This is a genomic window from uncultured Friedmanniella sp. (assembly GCF_964244005.1).
Taxonomy (GTDB): domain Bacteria; phylum Actinomycetota; class Actinomycetes; order Propionibacteriales; family Propionibacteriaceae; genus Microlunatus.
Genome location: NZ_CAXTHG010000010.1, coordinates 1 through 16,578, shown reverse-complemented (window position 1 = coordinate 16,578; position 16,578 = coordinate 1). Strand labels below are relative to the sequence as shown.

The following is a 16,578-nucleotide window of genomic DNA, read 5'->3' as shown; positions in this document are numbered from 1 at the left end:
TGGCAATCGCCACCGAACCGCCCGGAGGCTAGTGATCTGTCCTATCGTGTGCCCGCAGCAACGCGTTCTTGGGGGAGACACGTATGGCAGGTCGAGGGGTTCTGACACGGCCGAGTACCGAGGCCGAGGGTCGAGAGGGGCTGGCGGGGACGCGTTCGGAGCCGCGGTCACCCGACTCGACCGCAGCGGCTGAGTCGAGGACCGACACCACGGTGTTGATCATCGACGACCACCGCTCGTTCGCCGACCTGCTGGCCGCCGCGCTGGACACGGTCGAGGGGATCCGCTGCGTCGGGACCGCGACGACGTGTGAGGAAGGGCTGCGGCGCGCGGCCGAGCTGTCGCCCACGGTGGTGGTCGTCGACCTCCAGATGCCGGGGACGGACGGTCTCGAGACGACGCGTCGGCTGCGAGCGGCCAGCCCGGACACCGCGGTCGCGGTCGTGACCGGCCACGTCGACCCCGAGTGGGTGAACCGAGCCGCCCAGGCCGGAGCGTCGGCCTTCGTGGCCAAGGGCGGTTCGTTGAGCGAGCTGATCGAGATGCTGCGCAGCGCCCGACCGGGCCGGATGAGCCTCGCGCCGTCCCTGCGCGGCACGGTCGTGTCCTACCGTCCGTCCCGTGAGCTGATCCCGGAGCTGACGGCGCGTGAGCTCGAGGTGCTCGGCCACATCGCCCAGGGACTCCAGGTCAAGGGGATCGCCCGGCTGATGGGGATCAGCGTGCACACCTGTCGGGGCTACATCAAGGCCCTCTACGCCAAGCTTGGAGTTGGCAGCCGGATCGAGGCGGTGAATGAGGCACGCCGCCTGCAGCTCGTCGCTTCATGAGCTGGTGGCGGCCGCGGGTGCGCGGCCGGCGTAGTGGAGCGCGCCGCGAGCTCGTGCTGATCGTCGGGTTTGCCGTGGCCACGATGGCCATCGTGGGGGTCGGCGCCGCCTTCGCCACCCGGTCGGTGGCCCAGCACCAAGCACTGAACGAGGCCGAACGTTCCACCAAACGGCTGGCGTCCAACGTCGTGGGTCCGCTGTTGGCGGGCTACCGGAGCGGTGACTCGACCGACCGCGCCGACCTCGAGCGGGCGGTCGGCCAGCGGATGAGTGACGGCTCGTTGACCGAGGTCACGGTCTGGCGGGAGGACGGGTACATCGTGTTCTGCAGCGACCCCGCCGCGATCGGGAAGACGGTCGACCCGCCGCCGGAGGTCGCCGAAGCCCTGCGCGGGCACGTGTCCAAGGGGTTCGAGGACGGTGAGCCGGAGGCGGACGAACCGGCCACCGGGGTGACCGAGACGATCGACTCGCCGGCGGCCGACCCCGGCGCCAGCCCGTCCTCGAGCGACCCTTCGGGGCGCAACCGGTACGTCGAGGTCTACGTGCCCTTCGACGTCGCCGGTGAAGAGCCGCTGGTCTTCGAGGCCTACTACACCTACGAGCGGGTCGACCTGGTGGCCGACGAGCTGTTGCGGTCGACCCTGCCGCTCGTCCTCGGCACGCTGCTGCTGCTGCAGCTGATCCAGATCCCGGTCGCGGTCTCTCTCGCCGGCCGGCTGAAGCGGCACGAGCAGGACCGGGCCCGGCTGCTCGAACGGGCGCTGACGGTCTCCGACCGCGAGCGGGTCCGCTTTGCGGCGGACCTGCACGACGGGCCCATCCAGGACCTCGCCGGCATCGCGTACGCCCTCGGCGCGGTCGCCCCCAGCGTCCCGCCGCAGCACGTCGCGCTGATGGGGCGGGTGGAGGGTGCCCTGCAGCGGTCGATCGCCTCGCTGCGCAGCCTGATGACCGACCTCTACCCACCGGACCTGCGCAGCGGAACTCTGCAGCAGACCGTCCGCACCCTGGTCGAGCCGCTGCAGGAGGCCGGTGTCGCGGTTCAGCTCGAGCTGGCCGACGTGCCGCTCCTGGATCCGGAGAGCACCGCCACCCTCTACCGGGTGGCCCGGGAAACGTTGTCGAACGTGCAGCAGCACGCCGCCGCTACGCACCTGCTGGTGCAGCTGTCCGTGCTCGGCGCGGCCGCCGGTCACCCGACCGACGTCCGGTTGGTGGTCCAGGACGACGGCGTGGGGCTGGAGAACCATCAGCTCGACCGCCGGCACGAGGGTCACCTGGGGGTGCGGCTGCTGATGGACAAGGTCGAGAGCCTCGGCGGCGAGCTGCTCATCACCTCCGCCCCCGGTCAGGGCACCCGGATGCAGGTCACCCTGCCGCTGGAGCCCAACGGCGTCGGCTGAGCCGGAGCCTGCTGCGGGCCAGCCGTCCGTCAGCCCGCCACCGGGACCAGCAGGGTCGTGGTCGGCTCGTCGTAGGTGCTCTGCCGCACCGACACGATCAGCCGCCAGTCGCCCCCGACCGGCAGCGGCAGCTCCGCCCGGTAGTGAGCGGTGCCGGGCAGCCGCCGGACGGTCGCGTGCAGCGGTCCCAGCTGGGCAGACGGTAGCGACGCCGAGACCTCGGGCAGGGTCTGGCCGGTCAGCGGTGCCCCGTCGGCGTCCCGCAGCGTGAACTCGAAGGTGTTCGGGCCGGCGGTCCCGGGCAGCAGCCGACCCTGCAGGCTGCCGCTGCCGAGGTCCGCCCGCCGGAGGGCGCCTGCGGCCCCTGAACCCGCAGGTTTGGCGGCGGTGTCGACCACCGCGACCGCGGCGGTGTCCGCGCTGGAGGGTCCGGCCGGACCGGACTCCGGGTTCAGGCTGGTCAACAGCCCCGTCACCGCGATCGCCAGCACCACGATGACGCACTCATCGACCACGGCGGACCGCAGCCGGCGCCACCGGGCGGCGGAGTCGGGACGGCGTTGCACGGCCGGCACCAGGGCGTACCGGTTCCAGCCGGCCAGTACGCCGAGCACGGCGACGAGCGCCAGCTTGGCCGCCAAGGCGTGTCCGTAGTCGCTGCTGAGCAGGGAGCGCCACGACCCGGGCACCAGCAGCGCCAGCATCAGCCCGCTCGCGCCCAGCAGGCCGACCGTCACCCCGGCCAGGCCGGAGAAGCGGGCGACGACGCCGGCGACCGGGACGGGGTCGAGGCGCAGCCGACGGGCGCGCGCCAGGTAGAGGCCCAGCCCCACCAGGCCGCCCAGCCACACCGCGGCGGCGGCCACGTGTACCAGGTCGGCGCCGTTGACCAGCCAGGACGGGGTGGCCGTCCGGGTGTGTCCGGTGGCGAGGACAGAGGTCAGGGCGACCAGCCCACCGGCCAGGGCGAACGGCCGGCTCCAGCGGAGCGGCAGCCGGGCGGCACCCAGGAGCAGCGCCAGCCCGGCGACGACCAGAGCCAAGGTGGTGCCCGCCGGCGTGGCCAGGCCGTCTCGCCAGAGGGCGACGGTCCGCAGGTCGGTCCACCGGCCGGCCCGTTCGCGCAGCACCGTGAGGGGCAGCAGCAGTGCGTACGCCGTGACCGTCGCCCCGGCGGCGCCCCGGAGCACCTGACGGGTACCCCGCTCGGCCGTCCGCGACCGGCGTAGCACGACGACGTCGAAGACCCGCAGGCCGACCGCAGTGAAGAGACCGAGGTAGCCGAGGATCTGCAGCGCCAGGTAGGTCGATCCGACGAGCCCACCGAGAGAGTCCGCGGCCGCGGGGGCCGTGGCCGGCCGGGCTGAGGCGTGACCGACGACGAAGGGCAGCACGCCGCTGACCGGGTGGGAGTCGGCGGAGACGACCCGCCAGCTGAGGAGATAGCTGCCGGCCGGCAGCGTCTCCGGCAGGTTCGCGGTCACCACGCCGTCGACCGCCGCGACCACGACGGTGGCCGGTCGACCCTCGACGGTGTAGCGACCGGCGCTGTCGTACAGCGCGAAGGCTCCGGCGACCGGGGCGACCGCTTCGTTGAAGCGCAGCCGGACCGTGGCCGGCGCGGCGGGCAGCACAGCATCGACGGCCGGGTTGGAGGCCGCGAGGCCGGCGTGCGCGGCGGCGGGCAGCGCGGTGCCGACCGCCCCCAGCAGGACCAGCACGACGATCGCGAGCGCCGCCCGTAGCCGCCGCGCCAGCCGGGAGGAGGGACGCACCTCAGTGCTGGGTCGGCTGGGGTCGGGGCGTCCGGGTGCGCAGCAGGGCAGCAGCGCCCGCCGCCAGTCCGAGGGCCCCGAGCACCAGGCCGGCCAGGCCGAGGCCGCTGCCCGGCACGGAGGCGGTGCTGGTGGTCTGGAGGTCGGCGGCCGCCCCACTCCCCTCGTGACCCGCCGTCTCGGCGTGCCCGGCCGCGGCACTGCTGGCGGCGCTGGTCTCGGCGTGGCCGCCGTGCTCGTCGGCGACGGCTTCGCTCACCTGCAGTGCGGGCGCAGGGTGCTCCAGCTCGTCGTGGTCCTGGCCGGCGGCCGGCACCTGGGTCCAGCGGGTCGAACCGGCGACGCAGGTCTGCACGGTGGGGAAGGCGAGCTGGGTGCCGGCCGCGTCCTCGGGGATCGCGACCTGCAGCGACAGCACGTCGCGCAGGTCGGCCGGTAGCGGGGTCTTGGCGGTCCAGACGACCTCGGCGACCCGGGTGGTGAGCTGGTCGCCGTCGTCCCCGACGATCGGCGTCGACAGCTTTTCCTTGCGGATGGCGACCGTCCAGCCCTGGTTGACCGTCGGGATGACGGCGTTCACCCCGGCGGGCACCTGGATCGCGATCCGGCTGGTCGGCGAGCCCTCGCAGCCGTGCGGCACGTTCAGGCTGACCACCGCGGACGCGCCGGCGGCGGTCGTGTCGGCGCTCAGCGAGACGTGTGCGTGCGCGGCCACCGGGGTGGCCAGGACGAGGCCGACGGCGCCGGCGGCGGCGAGCCCGGTGCGGACCGTACGGCGGGACAGGCGGGGCGTCGAGCGGTGGTACGTGCTGGTGGTCATGGTGTTCTCCCCCGAGATGCGGCGGTGGCCGCGGACGTGACGTGTGTGGTGGTGGGTCGGTGCGAGGCACCGGAGGGCCGGTGGAGGGCGGACGGGCCGCCCTCCACCGGCTTCGGTCAGCGGTTGGTGACCGTGGAGGTCGCCGTGCCGCCGCGGGTGCTCTGGACGAGCACCGAGCTGACCTGGACGGTCGGGCCGGGCTTCAGCCGCAGCGGCCAGGCGCCGAGCGTGTCGACCGGTGCGGTGCCCAGCTTGACCGGGTTCGCCGGCCGGGTGATGTCCCAGATCACGATGGACGTCGGCGGGGTGCGGACCCCGGCGACGCCGTCGATCAGCGAGGTGCCGTCGATCCGCAGCTCCGTGCCGATCCGGTGCCGAGCGCCGGCGGCGATGGTGACGGCGTCGGTCTTGACCGGGATCACCACCGTCTGTTCGGTCGAGCCGCCGGCGTTGGTCGCGGTCACCTTGAGCGTCACCGGAGCCCACGCCCCTGCCGGCGCCGTCGCGGCGTTGGCGGTGAAGTAGGGCAGCGTGACGGTCGGCTTGGCCGTGAGCGCGTTGCTGAGGGTCGTACCGGCCGGGGTGGTGACCTGGGTCCAGGCGTAGCTGGTCGCCCCGGTCGTGGCGCTGGCGTCCAGCGTCACCGAGGTCCCCGGCACGGTGGCGGCCGGCGCGGCGACGCTGACCACCGGTCCGCTGACGGGCGGCGCCGACGGGTTGTCCGGGGTGTTGTCGATGACCGGCGGACCTGCCGGGGTCGGCGTGACCGGGGGCAGCCCGGGCTCGGTCGCGGCACCACCGGTGATGGTGACCGGGAAGACCACCGCGGCTCCGCCGTTCGACGCGACGCTGACACTTGCGGGCGGCGCGGCGATGGTGAAGGTCTGCGGGGCGTTGTCGACCAGCTCCCCCACACCGGCGACGGTCAGCGGGAAGTGGTCGCTCTTGGCGGCGATGGTCAGCTTGTTGCCGTCGTAGTCGGCCTTGGTGACGAGCACGTCGGCGAGCTTGATCGTCGTCGTGCTGACCGGCTTGTCGCCGAGGTTGCGAACGACCACCGAGGTCGGCTTGGCGCCGTCGGCGAGGGCGATCCGCGCGTAGTGGCGGCTGGAGCCCGGGTCGGTCGTCATCGGGGTGGTGGCGTAGCCGGTGCCGCCGTCGACCTGCAGCTGGGTGCCCTTGCTGCTGGCGAAGACGTCGACGTAGCCGTCGCCGATGCTGGCCCGGTCGCCGGTGAGGCCGGTGTTGGTGGCGATCTTGCCGGTGACGGTGAACTGGTCGGTGCTGATCGGGGTGGCGATGGTGCCGCCGGTCACCGAGAACTGGTTGTAGCCGGCCTTGCCGCCGACGACGGTGTGGGCGATGGCCGGGTCACCGAGGAAGCCGTCGGGGGCGGCGGGCGCCACCGACGGGTCCCACTTCAGGAAGGGACCGAAGTTGCTGTTGAGCGCGGTGGTGAAGTTGCCGACGGCCGGGGTGATGTCCTGGACGAGCCGGCCCTTGCCGGTCGCGTCGGTGTCGATCGTCAGCTCCCCGAACGGGTGCTTGAAGGTGAGCGTGCTGCTGCGCGGCCCGCCGACGACGGTGATCCGGGTACGGGCGAAGGTGACCTGGTCGCCGGCGATCGGCTCGCCGTTGGCGAAGGATGCCTCCAGGCCGAGGGTCAGCGTCGCCTTGCCGCCGCCCGGCAGGGTCAGCGAGCTGGCGATCAGGGAGTAGAAGAACTCCTCGGGCCAGTTGCCCGGGAACGCGACCGGCTGGTCGGGGTCGGGGATGTCGCCCGGCAGGAAGCCGCAGAGCGGGTTGTCCCCGTCCACGCACGGTTCGATCCGGGTACCGGCGCTGTCGCCGTACCAGGAGGGGAAGCCGTGGTCGGCGTTGACGGGTCCGACCCCGGTCAGGCCGCCGGGGTTGGTGACGGTGACCTTGGTCGCGGCGGTCGAGGTGGTGACGGCGGTCAGCAGCAGCACGGCGGCCGCTGCTGCGGTGAGGACGTGCCGGCCGCGACGGCGCGGCTCCGTCCTCGGGATCTGGGTGTGCATGGGGTCTCCCCGTTGTCGAAGTCGCCCCACTGATGAGTGCCGTGGGGTTTGGCTGCTCAACTGTGTGAGCCCGCGCGGCTCCGGGGCAGCCCTTGATAGGGGGAGCGCGGCACCCCCAAATGAGGGGGCGGCACGAGGCGCCGGCTCGCGACCCCCCATCGGAGGGGGACCGCCCACACTCTGGTGAGGGTGTCAGTCCTTGACTTCTCGGGAGATGCTGGGACGACGGGTGCCGACCGAGGCACGGTGACGAGAGCTCGGAAGGAGGGCGCCCCGATGACCCGTGTGCTGATCGTGGACGACCACGACTTCTTCCGCAGCTGCCTCGTCGACCTGGTGAACGCCAGCCACGACCTCGAGACCGTCGGTGAGTGCCGCGACGGATCCGAGGTCTTCGACGCCGTGGCTGCGCTGGAACCCCACGTCGTGCTGATGGACCTGAGGATGCCGCACGTCTCCGGGCTCGAGGCCGCCGCGACCCTGCAACGGTCCGGCTCGAGCGCCCGGGTGATCATGCTGACCACCGACCACACCGCGCGGACCCAGCGCGAGGCTCGCGCCCGGGGTGCGGCGGGTTACCTGGTCAAGGGCGCCAACTCCACCGACGTCCTCGCTGCCGTACGCCGGGTCGCCCTGGGCCAGACCCTCTGGTCCGACGACCCCGCCGCCGCCTGACCGCGCCAGCTGACCCTCCCGTACGGGTCGGTCTGCGGCCAGCCCGTGCCCGGGTAGCCGCCCGGTGGTGGCGGCCGTGACCTCACCCCAGCCGGAGGCTGGCCGGTCACTTCACACTGTGGAGGGCCGCCGTGCGCCCTCCACCGGGGGCGCAACGACGCCCGTGGGGCTGTGAAGTGACCGCGGGGCTCGGCCCCGGACCACCTGTCGGCCGGACTCCGCCTCGGACAGGGCTCCGGCTGAGGGAACGCGAACCCCCTTGTTTAGGGGGGCGGGTGCCCCCTCGCGTGAGGGCTGTGCGGGCAGGTCGGCTCCTCCAGGCTCGAGGCACAGACATTTGATCCGGGGGAATCATGAAGCTCACTCGACGCGACGCGCTGAAGATCGGCGGCCTCGCTGCCGTCGGTACGGCGGGCCTCACGCTGCCGTTCGGCCGTTCGGTCAGCGCCGGTACGCCCAGCCTGCTCAGCTCGGCCAACATGCCCAAGCCGTACGCGGCGGCGTTCGCGCGGCTGGAGGTGCTGACACCGCGGATCGGCTCCGACGCCAACGGTCCGATCCACTACTACGACATCGCGGCCCGGTCGAGCTCGGTGGGGATCCTGCCCAACCTCAAGACCCCGGTCCTCGGCTACGACGGCTTGGTGCCGGCGAAGCGGATCGACGTCGAGCAGGGCACCCGCATCAAGATGACGATGCGCAACAAGCTGCCGCCCGTCCACCCTGCCTTCGGTACGCCGCTGGCGATCTCCACCCACCTGCACGGCTCGGCCTCACTGCCGCAGTACGACGGGTACGCCAGCGACGTCACGCTCCCGGAGCAGAAGAAGTACTACAGCTACCCGAACGGCCAGAAGGCGCGCACGCTCTGGTACCACGACCACGGCGTCCACTACACCGCCCAGAACGCCTACTCCGGTCTGGCGTCGCAGTACCACCTGCACGACCCGGTCGAGCGGGCGCTGCTGCCCCAGGGCGAGTTCGACGTCGCCCTCACGGTGTCGGACATGATGTTCAACGCCGACGGTTCGCAGCAGTACGACGACCGCAGCCACTCCGGGCTCTGGGGCGACGTCATCCTGGTCAACGGCCGGCCGTGGCCCCTGATGAGGGTCAAGAAGCGGATCTACCGCTTCCGCTTCCTCAACGCCTCGCTCTCCCGGTCGTACCGGCCGTCGCTGTCCAACGGCGCCCCGGTCTACATGGTGGCCACCGACGGCGGCCTGATGCCCAAGACCCAGGCGGTCACGCAGTGGCGGCACGGCAGCGCTGAGCGTTATGAGTTCCTGGTCGACTTCCGCAGCTACAAAGCGGGGACCCGGATCGAGCTCAAGAACCTCAGCAACCCCAACAACCGCGACTACGACAACACGGGCAAGATCATGGCCTTCGACGTGGTCGACGACGCGTTCGACAGGAGCGACGCCACCTGGAGCGCCATTCCGACGCTGCTCGACCCGGGCAACGAGGTGATGGCCCAGGTTCCCACCAGCTCCACGAAGGTCCGGAACATCCGGGTGCAGCGCAACGACACCACCAACGAGTGGAACCTCAACGGCGAGAGCTGGCACGACGTGGTCGACTCCGACTACAAGAAGGTGCTCGCCAACCCCGACCTGGGCGACACCGAGATCTGGGAGATCGAGAACAAGTCCGGCGGCTGGTTCCACCCGGTGCACATCCACCTGATCGACTTCAAGATCCTGGACCGCAACGGCAAGCCGCCCTTCTCCTACGAGCTGGGGCCGAAGGACGTGGTCTACGTCGGTGAGGGCGAGAAGGTCCGGGTGGTGATGAAGTTCGGCCCGCACCGGGGCAAGTACATGGTGCACTGCCACAACCTGCCGCACGAAGACCACGACATGATGCACCAGTTCAGCGTCGGTCTGAAGGACACCGACATCGACGACAACGACCCGATCAAGGCCGACCCGGCCGTCGACGACTCCGACGACGACCACTAGGTCGACCACGATGCCGATCGGGAGGCGGACGAGGGTGGGGCTGGGCGTGCTGCTCACGGCCCTGGTGGTGGTCGGCGTCAGGACGACGGTCGCCGACGCCGTTCGCGTCTCCTCGGGCAGCATGTCGCCCACCGTCTGCACCGGCGACGTGGTGCTGCTCGACCGGTTCCGGCCCGTCCGGGGGCTGGGGACGGGCGACATCGTCAGCTTCCCGAGTCCCGCTGACGGCACCGAGACGCTCAAGCGGGTCGTCGCCGTCGGCGGTCAGCGGGTGGCGATCGCCGACGCGGTGCTGGTCGTCGACGGCCAGCCCGTCACCGAGCCGTACGTCGACGCCGCCAGTGTCGACGGGGTCTACTTCGGGCCCGTGACGGTTCCTGTCGGCACGGTCTTCGTGATGGGCGACGACCGCGAGCTCTCGATCGACTCCCGCCGCTGGGGGCCGGTCGACCTGACCACGATCGACGGCCGGCTGCTCAGCACCGTCTGGTCCAGCTGTCCCTCCTGACCCCTTTCTCTCCTGACCCCCCTCTTCTCTCCTGACCCCCCGACGGGCTCAGGAACCGCGTCGAAGGACTCCCCCGTTCCGAACCGGTTCCTGAGCTTCTCGGAGGGCCAGGCCCACCCAGCCGAGCCCTGACCCCAAGGAGAACCCGCCATGTCCTACCTGGCCCAACGTGCCGTCGTCGACCCGCGGACCCGCATCCGGGTCGCCGGCCAGCAGCTCTCCGGCCTGGCCGTACCCGCGTTGCTCGCCGCCGTCGCCCTAGCGCTCGCCGCCGTCTGGTGGCAGCGCGGTACCGCCCTGCCGCTGACCTGGGCGTGGCCCTCGGCCTCGGCGTTGTGGCTGCTGCCCGGGCTGCCCGTCGTGGGCCTGTTCGCCCTCCGCGTCCTGGCCGGCGGTCCCCACCAGAGCCTGGCCAGCGACGGTCTCGCCCGGGCCGCCGCCCGCTGGGCTGCGGTCTGGGTCGGGGTGACCGCGATCTGGTCGGTGGTCACGGTCGCCGGACTCTACGGCGGGCTGCAGGCCCGCGGCGTCCCGGACAACCTGGTCGCGGTCGTGGCGCACAGCGACGACGCCGTGGCGCGGCTGGCCGTGCTGTGGGTCGCGCTGCTGGTCGCGCTGCTCGGCCGCCGCCTCGGCGGCTGGCGCGAGTCCGCCGCCCTGCTCGCTCTGGTGGTCGTCGCCCTGCTCGCTGGACTGCCCGAGGCTGCCGCCCGGCACAGCCACGACGACGGCGCCCTGGCGGCGCCGCTGCTCGTGGCCGGGGTGCAACGGGTCTCAGTCGTCCTCTGGCTCGGTGCCCTGGTCGCGCTCACCCACCTGCAGCCGCCGGCCTACCAGCTACGGCACCACCTCGTCCGGGTCGGGTTCCTGCTCTCCGGAGCGGCCGCCGCCCTCGGCGCCACGGCCGTCGTGGCCGGACTCCTGCTGCCGGTCGGGGCCGGCCGGACGCCTGTCGTGCTCGCCGCCGCCCAGCTGCTCGGCCTGGGTCTCGTGGTCGCGGTCGGTCACCGGCTGCGGGTGCGCAGCGTGACCGGGGCGGCGACCGGACCTCGGCGGGCGCTGGTCCTCGCCGTCGCCGGTGAGCTCGTCCTGCTGGCCGCCGTGGTCGGTCTGGGCTTCGTCCTGCCGGTGGGCTGATCCGACCAGTTCGGCCCCGGCCCGCCGCTCCGTGGCCCTACCATTCACGCACGGGGGAGTACGGGACAGGCCGGGGGCGGGCTGATGGACGGGGTCAACGGAGATCAGGGCGAGAGACATCTCGCGAACGAGGGGTCGGACGGCGAGGGCAGTGAGCGGGAGACCGCCGTCCTGGTGATCGACGACCACCGGACGTTCGCCGAGATGCTGGCCGCTGCGCTGAACGCGCTGCCCGGGATGCGGTGTGTCGGTACGGCCGGCAGCGCGGCCGAAGGGGTGGCCGAAGCTTCTCGGTTGCAGCCCGACATCGTGGTGATGGACATCCAGATGCCCCGGGAGGACGGGCTGGCCGCGACGCGGCGGATCCGCGAGGTGGTGCCGGACGCCGTGGTCGCGGTGGTCACCGCGCACACGTCGCCGGAGTGGGTGGCGAAGGCGGCGCAGGCCGGGGCGTCGGCGTTCATCCCCAAGAACGGCTCGCTGACCGACCTGACCGACATCCTGCGGAGCGTCCGGGCCGGCCAGATGCTGGTGGCTCCGTCAACGTTCGCGACGGCACCCGTGACCGCCCCCCGCAACCCCGCGGCGCCCGAGCTCAGCGGCCGCGAGCTGGACGTGCTGCGGCTGCTCGCCGCCGGGATCCCGGTCAAGCAGATGGCCCCCGACCTCGGCATCACGGTGAACACCTGCCGCGGCTACGTGAAGTCGGTCCGGCAGAAGCTCGACGCGGGCAGCCAGCTCGAGGCGGTGCTGCGGGCTCGCCAGCTCGGGCTGCTCGACGAGCCCGGCTCGGGGCCGTCCAGCCTGGCCTGACCCCCTCGTTCTGGGGGGTTTGCTGCCCCCCATCTGCGGCTGACCACGCCGCCGCCGTGCGACCAGGCTGAACCCACTGACTCAGGGGGAGAGCCACCATGCGCGACCACACCGGCACCGGCACGTGCCCGTTCCACCAGGCCACCAGCGCGACCGCGCCGAGCACCCCGGCCGCAGCGACCGAACCGACGACCGGACCCGGTGGCGTCCGCCGCCGTACGGTGCTGGCCGCGGCCCTCGGTCTCGTCTCGGCCCACGCGGTGGGGCTGCGCGGCACGCTGCGCGCCGCGGCGGCGACCAAGCGGGCGCTGAAGGGCTCGCACGGCACGATGCTGCGCGGCTGCGACATCGCCGCCAAGTACGGCCGCGACCGGGAGGCCCGTTTCGGGCTGATGTTCAAGAAGCTGCCCGCCTACAGCCCGTCCGACGCTCTGCTCCGCTCGCTCGCGGTCAAGATGAACGACGGCAAGGCCCCGCTCAACGACGTGAAGGACTCCGACGTCGCGTTCGACACCTCGATCCCGGCCGGCTACATCTACTTCGGGCAGTTCGTCGACCACGACGTCACTCTTGACAAGACCCCGCTGACCACCCAGAAGTCCGACCCGACCGCCCTGGTGAACTACGACACGCCCCGCTTCGACCTGGGGTCGGTCTACGGCAGTGGCCCGACCCTCAGCCCCGACCTCTACGACGCCGCCAAGCCCGGCTACCTCAAGGTCAACCCGCACGACGACCTCGTCGACCTGCCCCGGGACGCGGTCGGCGCGGCCTACCTCGGTGACCCGCGCAACGACGAGAACCTGATCGTCGCCCAGCTGCACACCGTGTTCCTGCGGCTGCACAACAAGTTCCGCGACTCCGGGCTCAGCTTCGAGGACGCGCAGACCCGCTGCCGCTGGCACTACCAGTGGCTGATCGTGCACGACTACCTGCCCAAGATCGTCGGCCAGGACGTCGTCGACAAGCTGCTGGTGACCAAGGCCGGCAAGCTGACCGCCGCCACGACCTACTACAAGCCCAAGAACCCGGCCAAGCCGTACATGCCGATCGAGTTCTCGGCCGGGGCCTACCGCTTCGGGCACAGCCTGATCCGCGCCGAGTACGAGGTGCAGGACATGCACACCGTGCCGATCTTCGGCCCGGACGGGTACGAGGACCTGCGCGGCAGCCGGGCCATCCCGCACAACTTGTGGATGGACTGGAACTACTTCTTCGACATACCCGGGATGAGCGCCCCCGACGACCGCAACATGGCCCGCAGGTTCGACGCCCAGATCTCGCTGCCGCTGGCCACGCTGCCGTCCACCGTGGTGGCCCCGACCGCGGGCGCGATCGTCGCCCTGGCCGAAAGAAACCTGCTGCGTGGCAAGCGGCTCGGCCTGCCGGCCGGCCAGGACGTGGCCACCGCGATGGGGGCCAAGCCGCTGACCAACGCTCAGCTCGGGCTGACCGAGAGCGGCTGGAAGAACAAGGCCCCGCTCTGGTTCTACGTGCTGAAGGAGGCCGAGCTGGCCGGCGGGCACCAGCTCGGGTCGGTCGGTGGCCGGATCGTCGCCGAGGTGATCCTGGGGCTGCTGGCCCTGGACAAGACCTCCTACTTCAACACCAAACCGACCTTCAACCCCGGGGCCGACTTCGGCGTCGGCGCACTGATCCTCATGGCTGACGCCTTCGACGCACGCGGCCGGCCGGTCGTGGACGTGCCGGAGGAGCCCGACCCCCAGCCGGACCCCGACCCCGTACCCGACCCCGCCGACCCCGTGCCCGACCCGGTGGAGCTCGAGCCGATCCCGGTCGAACCCGACGAGGTCATCAATCCCGAGGCCACCGACCCGCTGCCGGGCATCATCTGATCCCCGGGGTACGCAGCTCGAGGCACCCCTTGGACGGCTGAGGCACCCCAGGAGGGGGTGCCTTGACCCCATCAGGGGGTGCCTCAGCCCCCTTGTTGGTAGGGACTCAGTCGGGCGGGCTCAGCTTGCGACGCATCGTGGCGGCATCGTCGGTCCAGACCGCGGCGTCGGTACGGGCGACGACCACGGTGTCGCCGAGCCGGGCCGTCCGCACCCGGACCTCGTCGCGTCGCGCCCGCCGGCGCAGCTCCGCTCGCACCGCCTCCGCTTGGTCGTCGTCGGCCACCCGACGTGCGGCCTGGCCGTCCGCCACGCACGCGGCAAGCAGCTCCGCCGCCAGGCTCACCGGGTCCATCTCTGCACTCTGGCACGGGGCTGAGCGGCGGACAACACCTCGTTCAGTCGGACAACAACGGACGCGCGCCGCACAACATCTCGGCCAACACGGGCTCGCGATCCTCGATCCAACGGATCGAGGAGGTGCAGATGGAGCGGAGCGGCTGGCTGGCGGTTCCGGGGTCGCGGGGCGGTCGAGCGGTGGTCGAGGCGCTGAACGCCGACTGGCGACAGCTGGTGGAGCACCGGCCGCCGCAGGTGCTCGAGTGGTCGGTCCGCCGACCAGAGCTCGGCGACCGACCGGAGCTGGCCGACCTGCTCGACCGGGCGAGCGCCGGCTGCGACACCACGCTGCACGCCCTGCTGGCCGAGGCGCAGTCCGGAGACCGGCTGGCCGCGCGCACGGTGCTGCAGTCACTGCTCGGCCGGCTGGTGCGGATGGCGGCGCGCGACGGCCGGGCCTCGGCCGACGACTACGTGGCGGCCGCCTGGTGCGTCCTCGTCGCGTACCCGCTCGCCGCGCGACCGGTCCGGATCGCGGCCAACCTGGCGTTGGACACGCTGAAGGCGGTGCACCACGAGCGGGACGGCTGGGGCCGGGCCGAGTCGGCGCCCTGGTTGGCGGGGGAACAGCTCGACCAGCTCGAGCGGGGCATCCGGCAGCGCGTTCTCGACCACGGGGTCGCCGCTCGGCTGGACGCGGCCCAGGTGATCGAGGCCGGTCTGCGGCTGCGGCTCCTCGACGAGCCGGCGCGTCTGCTGCTCGAGGGGGTGTACCTCCGGGGTCTCAGTGGGGCCGAGGTCGCCCGGCAGAGTGCCTCGACCCCCGGTTCGGTACGGGTCCGTTGCAGCCGGGCGCTCCGGGTGCTGGCCGCCCACGCCGTCGAGCTCGCGGAGGCCGCGTGACGGTCCCGGGCGGCCACCGGCAAATCACCCGAATGTCATTCCCGTGCGCCCCGACGGACGGACAACACCTCGGGCAGAAAGGACAACACCAAGTTCTCAGTTTCCGAGCAAAACCCGCGCTGACCAGCGATAGTAGTGGCTCGCGTGCGGGGGCACCGGCGTCCATGGGCAGGGCTGCCCGGGGTTTCTCCCGCAATTTTTCGCCGGCAGCGTTGCCGGTCTGATCACCTGCCCTCGGGGGTTTCGTGATCGCACCGATCTCGGGAGGACACCCAATGACTGTCAAGACGTTGATCAGTACGGCTGTGGGAATAGTGGTGCTGTTGCGGCACCCGGTGACCCGCGACGAGCGAGGCCTCAGCCAGTCGGCCGAGAACGCCATTCTGCTCGCGGGAGCGGTCGCCGTCGCGATCATCGTGGTCACGGCGATCACCAACTACGTCACCGCCAAGCTGCCCAAGTAGTCGTGCCTCGGGTGAACGAGCGGGGGCTCAGCGAGAGCGTCCAGCTCGCGGTGATCTGGCCCGCCTTGATGTTGGTGACCCTCGGCCTGATCCAGACGGGGATCTGGCTGCACGGTCGTAACGTCGCCGAGCGCGCCGCCACGGCGGCCGTCGACGCCGCCCGGGGGAGCGAGGGGACCAGCGCCGCGGCTGAAGAGCTGGGCGTCGACCTCGCGCGGGCCGGCGGTCTGGACGAGGTGTCGGTGACGGTCGTCCGCAGCGCGACCGCCGTCTCGGCCACCGTGACCGGCACCGCCCCGCTGATCTTCGACCTGGGGATGGCCGACCTCCACGAGACCGCTGCCGCGCCTCTCGAACGGGTGACCGCGCCGTGACCCGGCGACCGCTGCGCCTTCGGCCGCGTTCCTTCGAGGCCCAACGGGGGTCCGCGACCGTGGAGCTGACCCTGCTTGTCCCGGCGCTGGTGCTCGTCCTGGGGTTACTGGTGGCTGGTGGCCGGCTCTGGTTCGCGCGGACGACCGTGGCCGAGGCCGCCCAGACCGGGGCTCGAGCCGCGTCGCTGGCCCGTAGCCCGCGGGTGGCAGCCTCCGACGGTCGAGACGCGGCCGAGGCGTCACTGGCCACCGCCGGACTGCGCTGTGGCACGACGTCGGTCCAGATCCGGACGGCGGCCTTCGGCGTTCCCGTCGGCACCCCGGCCACGGTGACGTCCCGCGTCGACTGCCGGGTGCCGCTCGGCGATGTCGCACTGCCGGGTCTGCCCGGCTCGATCGCGCTGACCGCGACCGGTGCGGCCGCCCTCGACACCTACCGGAGCCGATGATGGCCCGCCTCGCCACTAGGAGGGTGGTGTCAAACGCCGACCTACTGCGCGGCACCCGGGCACGCACCGGTCTTCGTTGCCGTCGTCGCGGAGAGAACCCCGCTATCCGACTCCTCCGGCGCCTTGCCCGGCACGCACCCGGGCACCTGCTCGCTACGGCCGCCGTTCGACACCACCCTCCTAGGTGGCTGGTGTTTTTTGTCGCGTGGCGGTCCGGGGTTCG

General features: G+C 72.2%; 17 protein-coding genes. 12 read left to right on the top strand and 5 right to left on the bottom strand.

Going from position 1 to position 16,578, the window contains the following annotated elements:
• Positions 1-212 precede the first annotated feature (212 nt).
• Both ACFE76_RS08240 and ACFE76_RS08235 read left to right on the top strand, forming a co-directional pair.
• A complete protein-coding gene (locus ACFE76_RS08240) occupies positions 213-830 on the top strand; it encodes a response regulator (RefSeq protein ID WP_375431263.1) in 618 nt (205 codons plus the stop codon).
• Positions 827-2,236, top strand: coding sequence for a sensor histidine kinase (locus ACFE76_RS08235; RefSeq protein ID WP_375431262.1), 1,410 nt, complete (start codon positions 827-829; stop codon positions 2,234-2,236). Before ACFE76_RS08240 ends, ACFE76_RS08235 begins: the two co-directional genes overlap by 4 nt.
• Before the next feature lie 29 nt (positions 2,237-2,265).
• Here the strand turns inward: ACFE76_RS08235 and ACFE76_RS08230 are convergent, their stop codons facing one another.
• The 3 genes from ACFE76_RS08230 to ACFE76_RS08220 all read right to left on the bottom strand — a co-directional run bounded on the left by ACFE76_RS08230 (position 2,266) and on the right by ACFE76_RS08220 (position 6,873).
• Positions 2,266-4,011 (bottom strand): copper resistance protein CopC, encoded by a 1,746-nt coding sequence (locus ACFE76_RS08230; protein ID WP_375431261.1) that lies wholly within the window; start codon positions 4,009-4,011, stop codon positions 2,266-2,268.
• A gap of 1 nt (position 4,012) precedes the next feature.
• Positions 4,013-4,831 carry a YcnI family protein gene (locus ACFE76_RS08225; protein ID WP_375431260.1) on the bottom strand — a complete coding sequence of 273 codons (819 nt, stop codon included), beginning with the start codon at positions 4,829-4,831 and terminating at the stop codon, positions 4,013-4,015.
• 116 nt (positions 4,832-4,947) lie between these two features.
• Positions 4,948-6,873: a hypothetical protein gene (locus tag ACFE76_RS08220; RefSeq protein ID WP_375431259.1), complete on the bottom strand. Its 1,926-nt coding sequence runs from the start codon at positions 6,871-6,873 to the stop codon at positions 4,948-4,950.
• Positions 6,874-7,149: 276 nt separating this feature from the next.
• On the opposite strand from ACFE76_RS08220, the gene ACFE76_RS08215 reads away from it, so the two are divergent.
• The 6 genes from ACFE76_RS08215 to ACFE76_RS08190 all read left to right on the top strand — a co-directional run bounded on the left by ACFE76_RS08215 (position 7,150) and on the right by ACFE76_RS08190 (position 13,826).
• Positions 7,150-7,548, top strand: coding sequence for a response regulator transcription factor (locus ACFE76_RS08215; RefSeq protein ID WP_375431258.1), 399 nt, complete (start codon positions 7,150-7,152; stop codon positions 7,546-7,548).
• A gap of 353 nt (positions 7,549-7,901) precedes the next feature.
• Complete coding sequence (locus tag ACFE76_RS08210) at positions 7,902-9,512, top strand: multicopper oxidase family protein (RefSeq protein ID WP_375431257.1); 1,611 nt, start codon at positions 7,902-7,904, stop codon at positions 9,510-9,512.
• A 10-nt stretch (positions 9,513-9,522) separates the two neighbouring features.
• Positions 9,523-10,020 (top strand): signal peptidase I, encoded by a 498-nt coding sequence (gene lepB, locus ACFE76_RS08205; RefSeq protein ID WP_375431256.1) that lies wholly within the window; start codon positions 9,523-9,525, stop codon positions 10,018-10,020.
• Between the two features lie 150 nt (positions 10,021-10,170).
• Complete coding sequence (locus ACFE76_RS08200; RefSeq protein ID WP_375431255.1) at positions 10,171-11,157, top strand: hypothetical protein; 987 nt, start codon at positions 10,171-10,173, stop codon at positions 11,155-11,157.
• An 84-nt stretch (positions 11,158-11,241) separates the two neighbouring features.
• Positions 11,242-11,970 carry a response regulator transcription factor gene (locus ACFE76_RS08195; protein WP_375431254.1) on the top strand — a complete coding sequence of 243 codons (729 nt, stop codon included), beginning with the start codon at positions 11,242-11,244 and terminating at the stop codon, positions 11,968-11,970.
• 98 nt (positions 11,971-12,068) lie between these two features.
• Positions 12,069-13,826, top strand: coding sequence for a heme peroxidase family protein (locus ACFE76_RS08190; protein ID WP_375431253.1), 1,758 nt, complete (start codon positions 12,069-12,071; stop codon positions 13,824-13,826).
• Positions 13,827-13,932: 106 nt separating this feature from the next.
• Here the strand turns inward: ACFE76_RS08190 and ACFE76_RS08185 are convergent, their stop codons facing one another.
• The gene (locus tag ACFE76_RS08185; protein WP_375431252.1) at positions 13,933-14,181 is read right to left on the bottom strand and encodes a hypothetical protein; all 249 of its coding nucleotides are present in this window, start codon (positions 14,179-14,181) and stop codon (positions 13,933-13,935) included.
• A gap of 131 nt (positions 14,182-14,312) precedes the next feature.
• Between ACFE76_RS08185 and ACFE76_RS08180 the strand changes: the two genes are divergently transcribed.
• The 4 genes from ACFE76_RS08180 (at position 14,313) to ACFE76_RS08165 (ending at position 16,355) form a co-directional block, all read left to right on the top strand.
• Positions 14,313-15,068 (top strand): RNA polymerase sigma factor, encoded by a 756-nt coding sequence (locus ACFE76_RS08180; protein ID WP_375431251.1) that lies wholly within the window; start codon positions 14,313-14,315, stop codon positions 15,066-15,068.
• 275 nt (positions 15,069-15,343) lie between these two features.
• On the top strand, positions 15,344-15,532 hold the full coding sequence (locus tag ACFE76_RS08175) for a hypothetical protein (protein ID WP_375431250.1): 189 nt from the start codon (positions 15,344-15,346) through the stop codon (positions 15,530-15,532).
• 11 nt (positions 15,533-15,543) lie between these two features.
• A complete protein-coding gene (locus ACFE76_RS08170; RefSeq protein ID WP_375431249.1) occupies positions 15,544-15,906 on the top strand; it encodes a TadE/TadG family type IV pilus assembly protein in 363 nt (120 codons plus the stop codon).
• 59 nt (positions 15,907-15,965) lie between these two features.
• Entirely contained in the window at positions 15,966-16,355 is a 390-nt protein-coding gene (locus ACFE76_RS08165; RefSeq protein WP_375431248.1) for a TadE/TadG family type IV pilus assembly protein, read from the top strand.
• A gap of 41 nt (positions 16,356-16,396) precedes the next feature.
• Here ACFE76_RS08165 and ACFE76_RS08160 read toward each other — a convergent pair.
• On the bottom strand, positions 16,397-16,578 hold a 182-nt coding region (locus tag ACFE76_RS08160), incomplete at its 5' end, for a hypothetical protein (protein WP_375431247.1).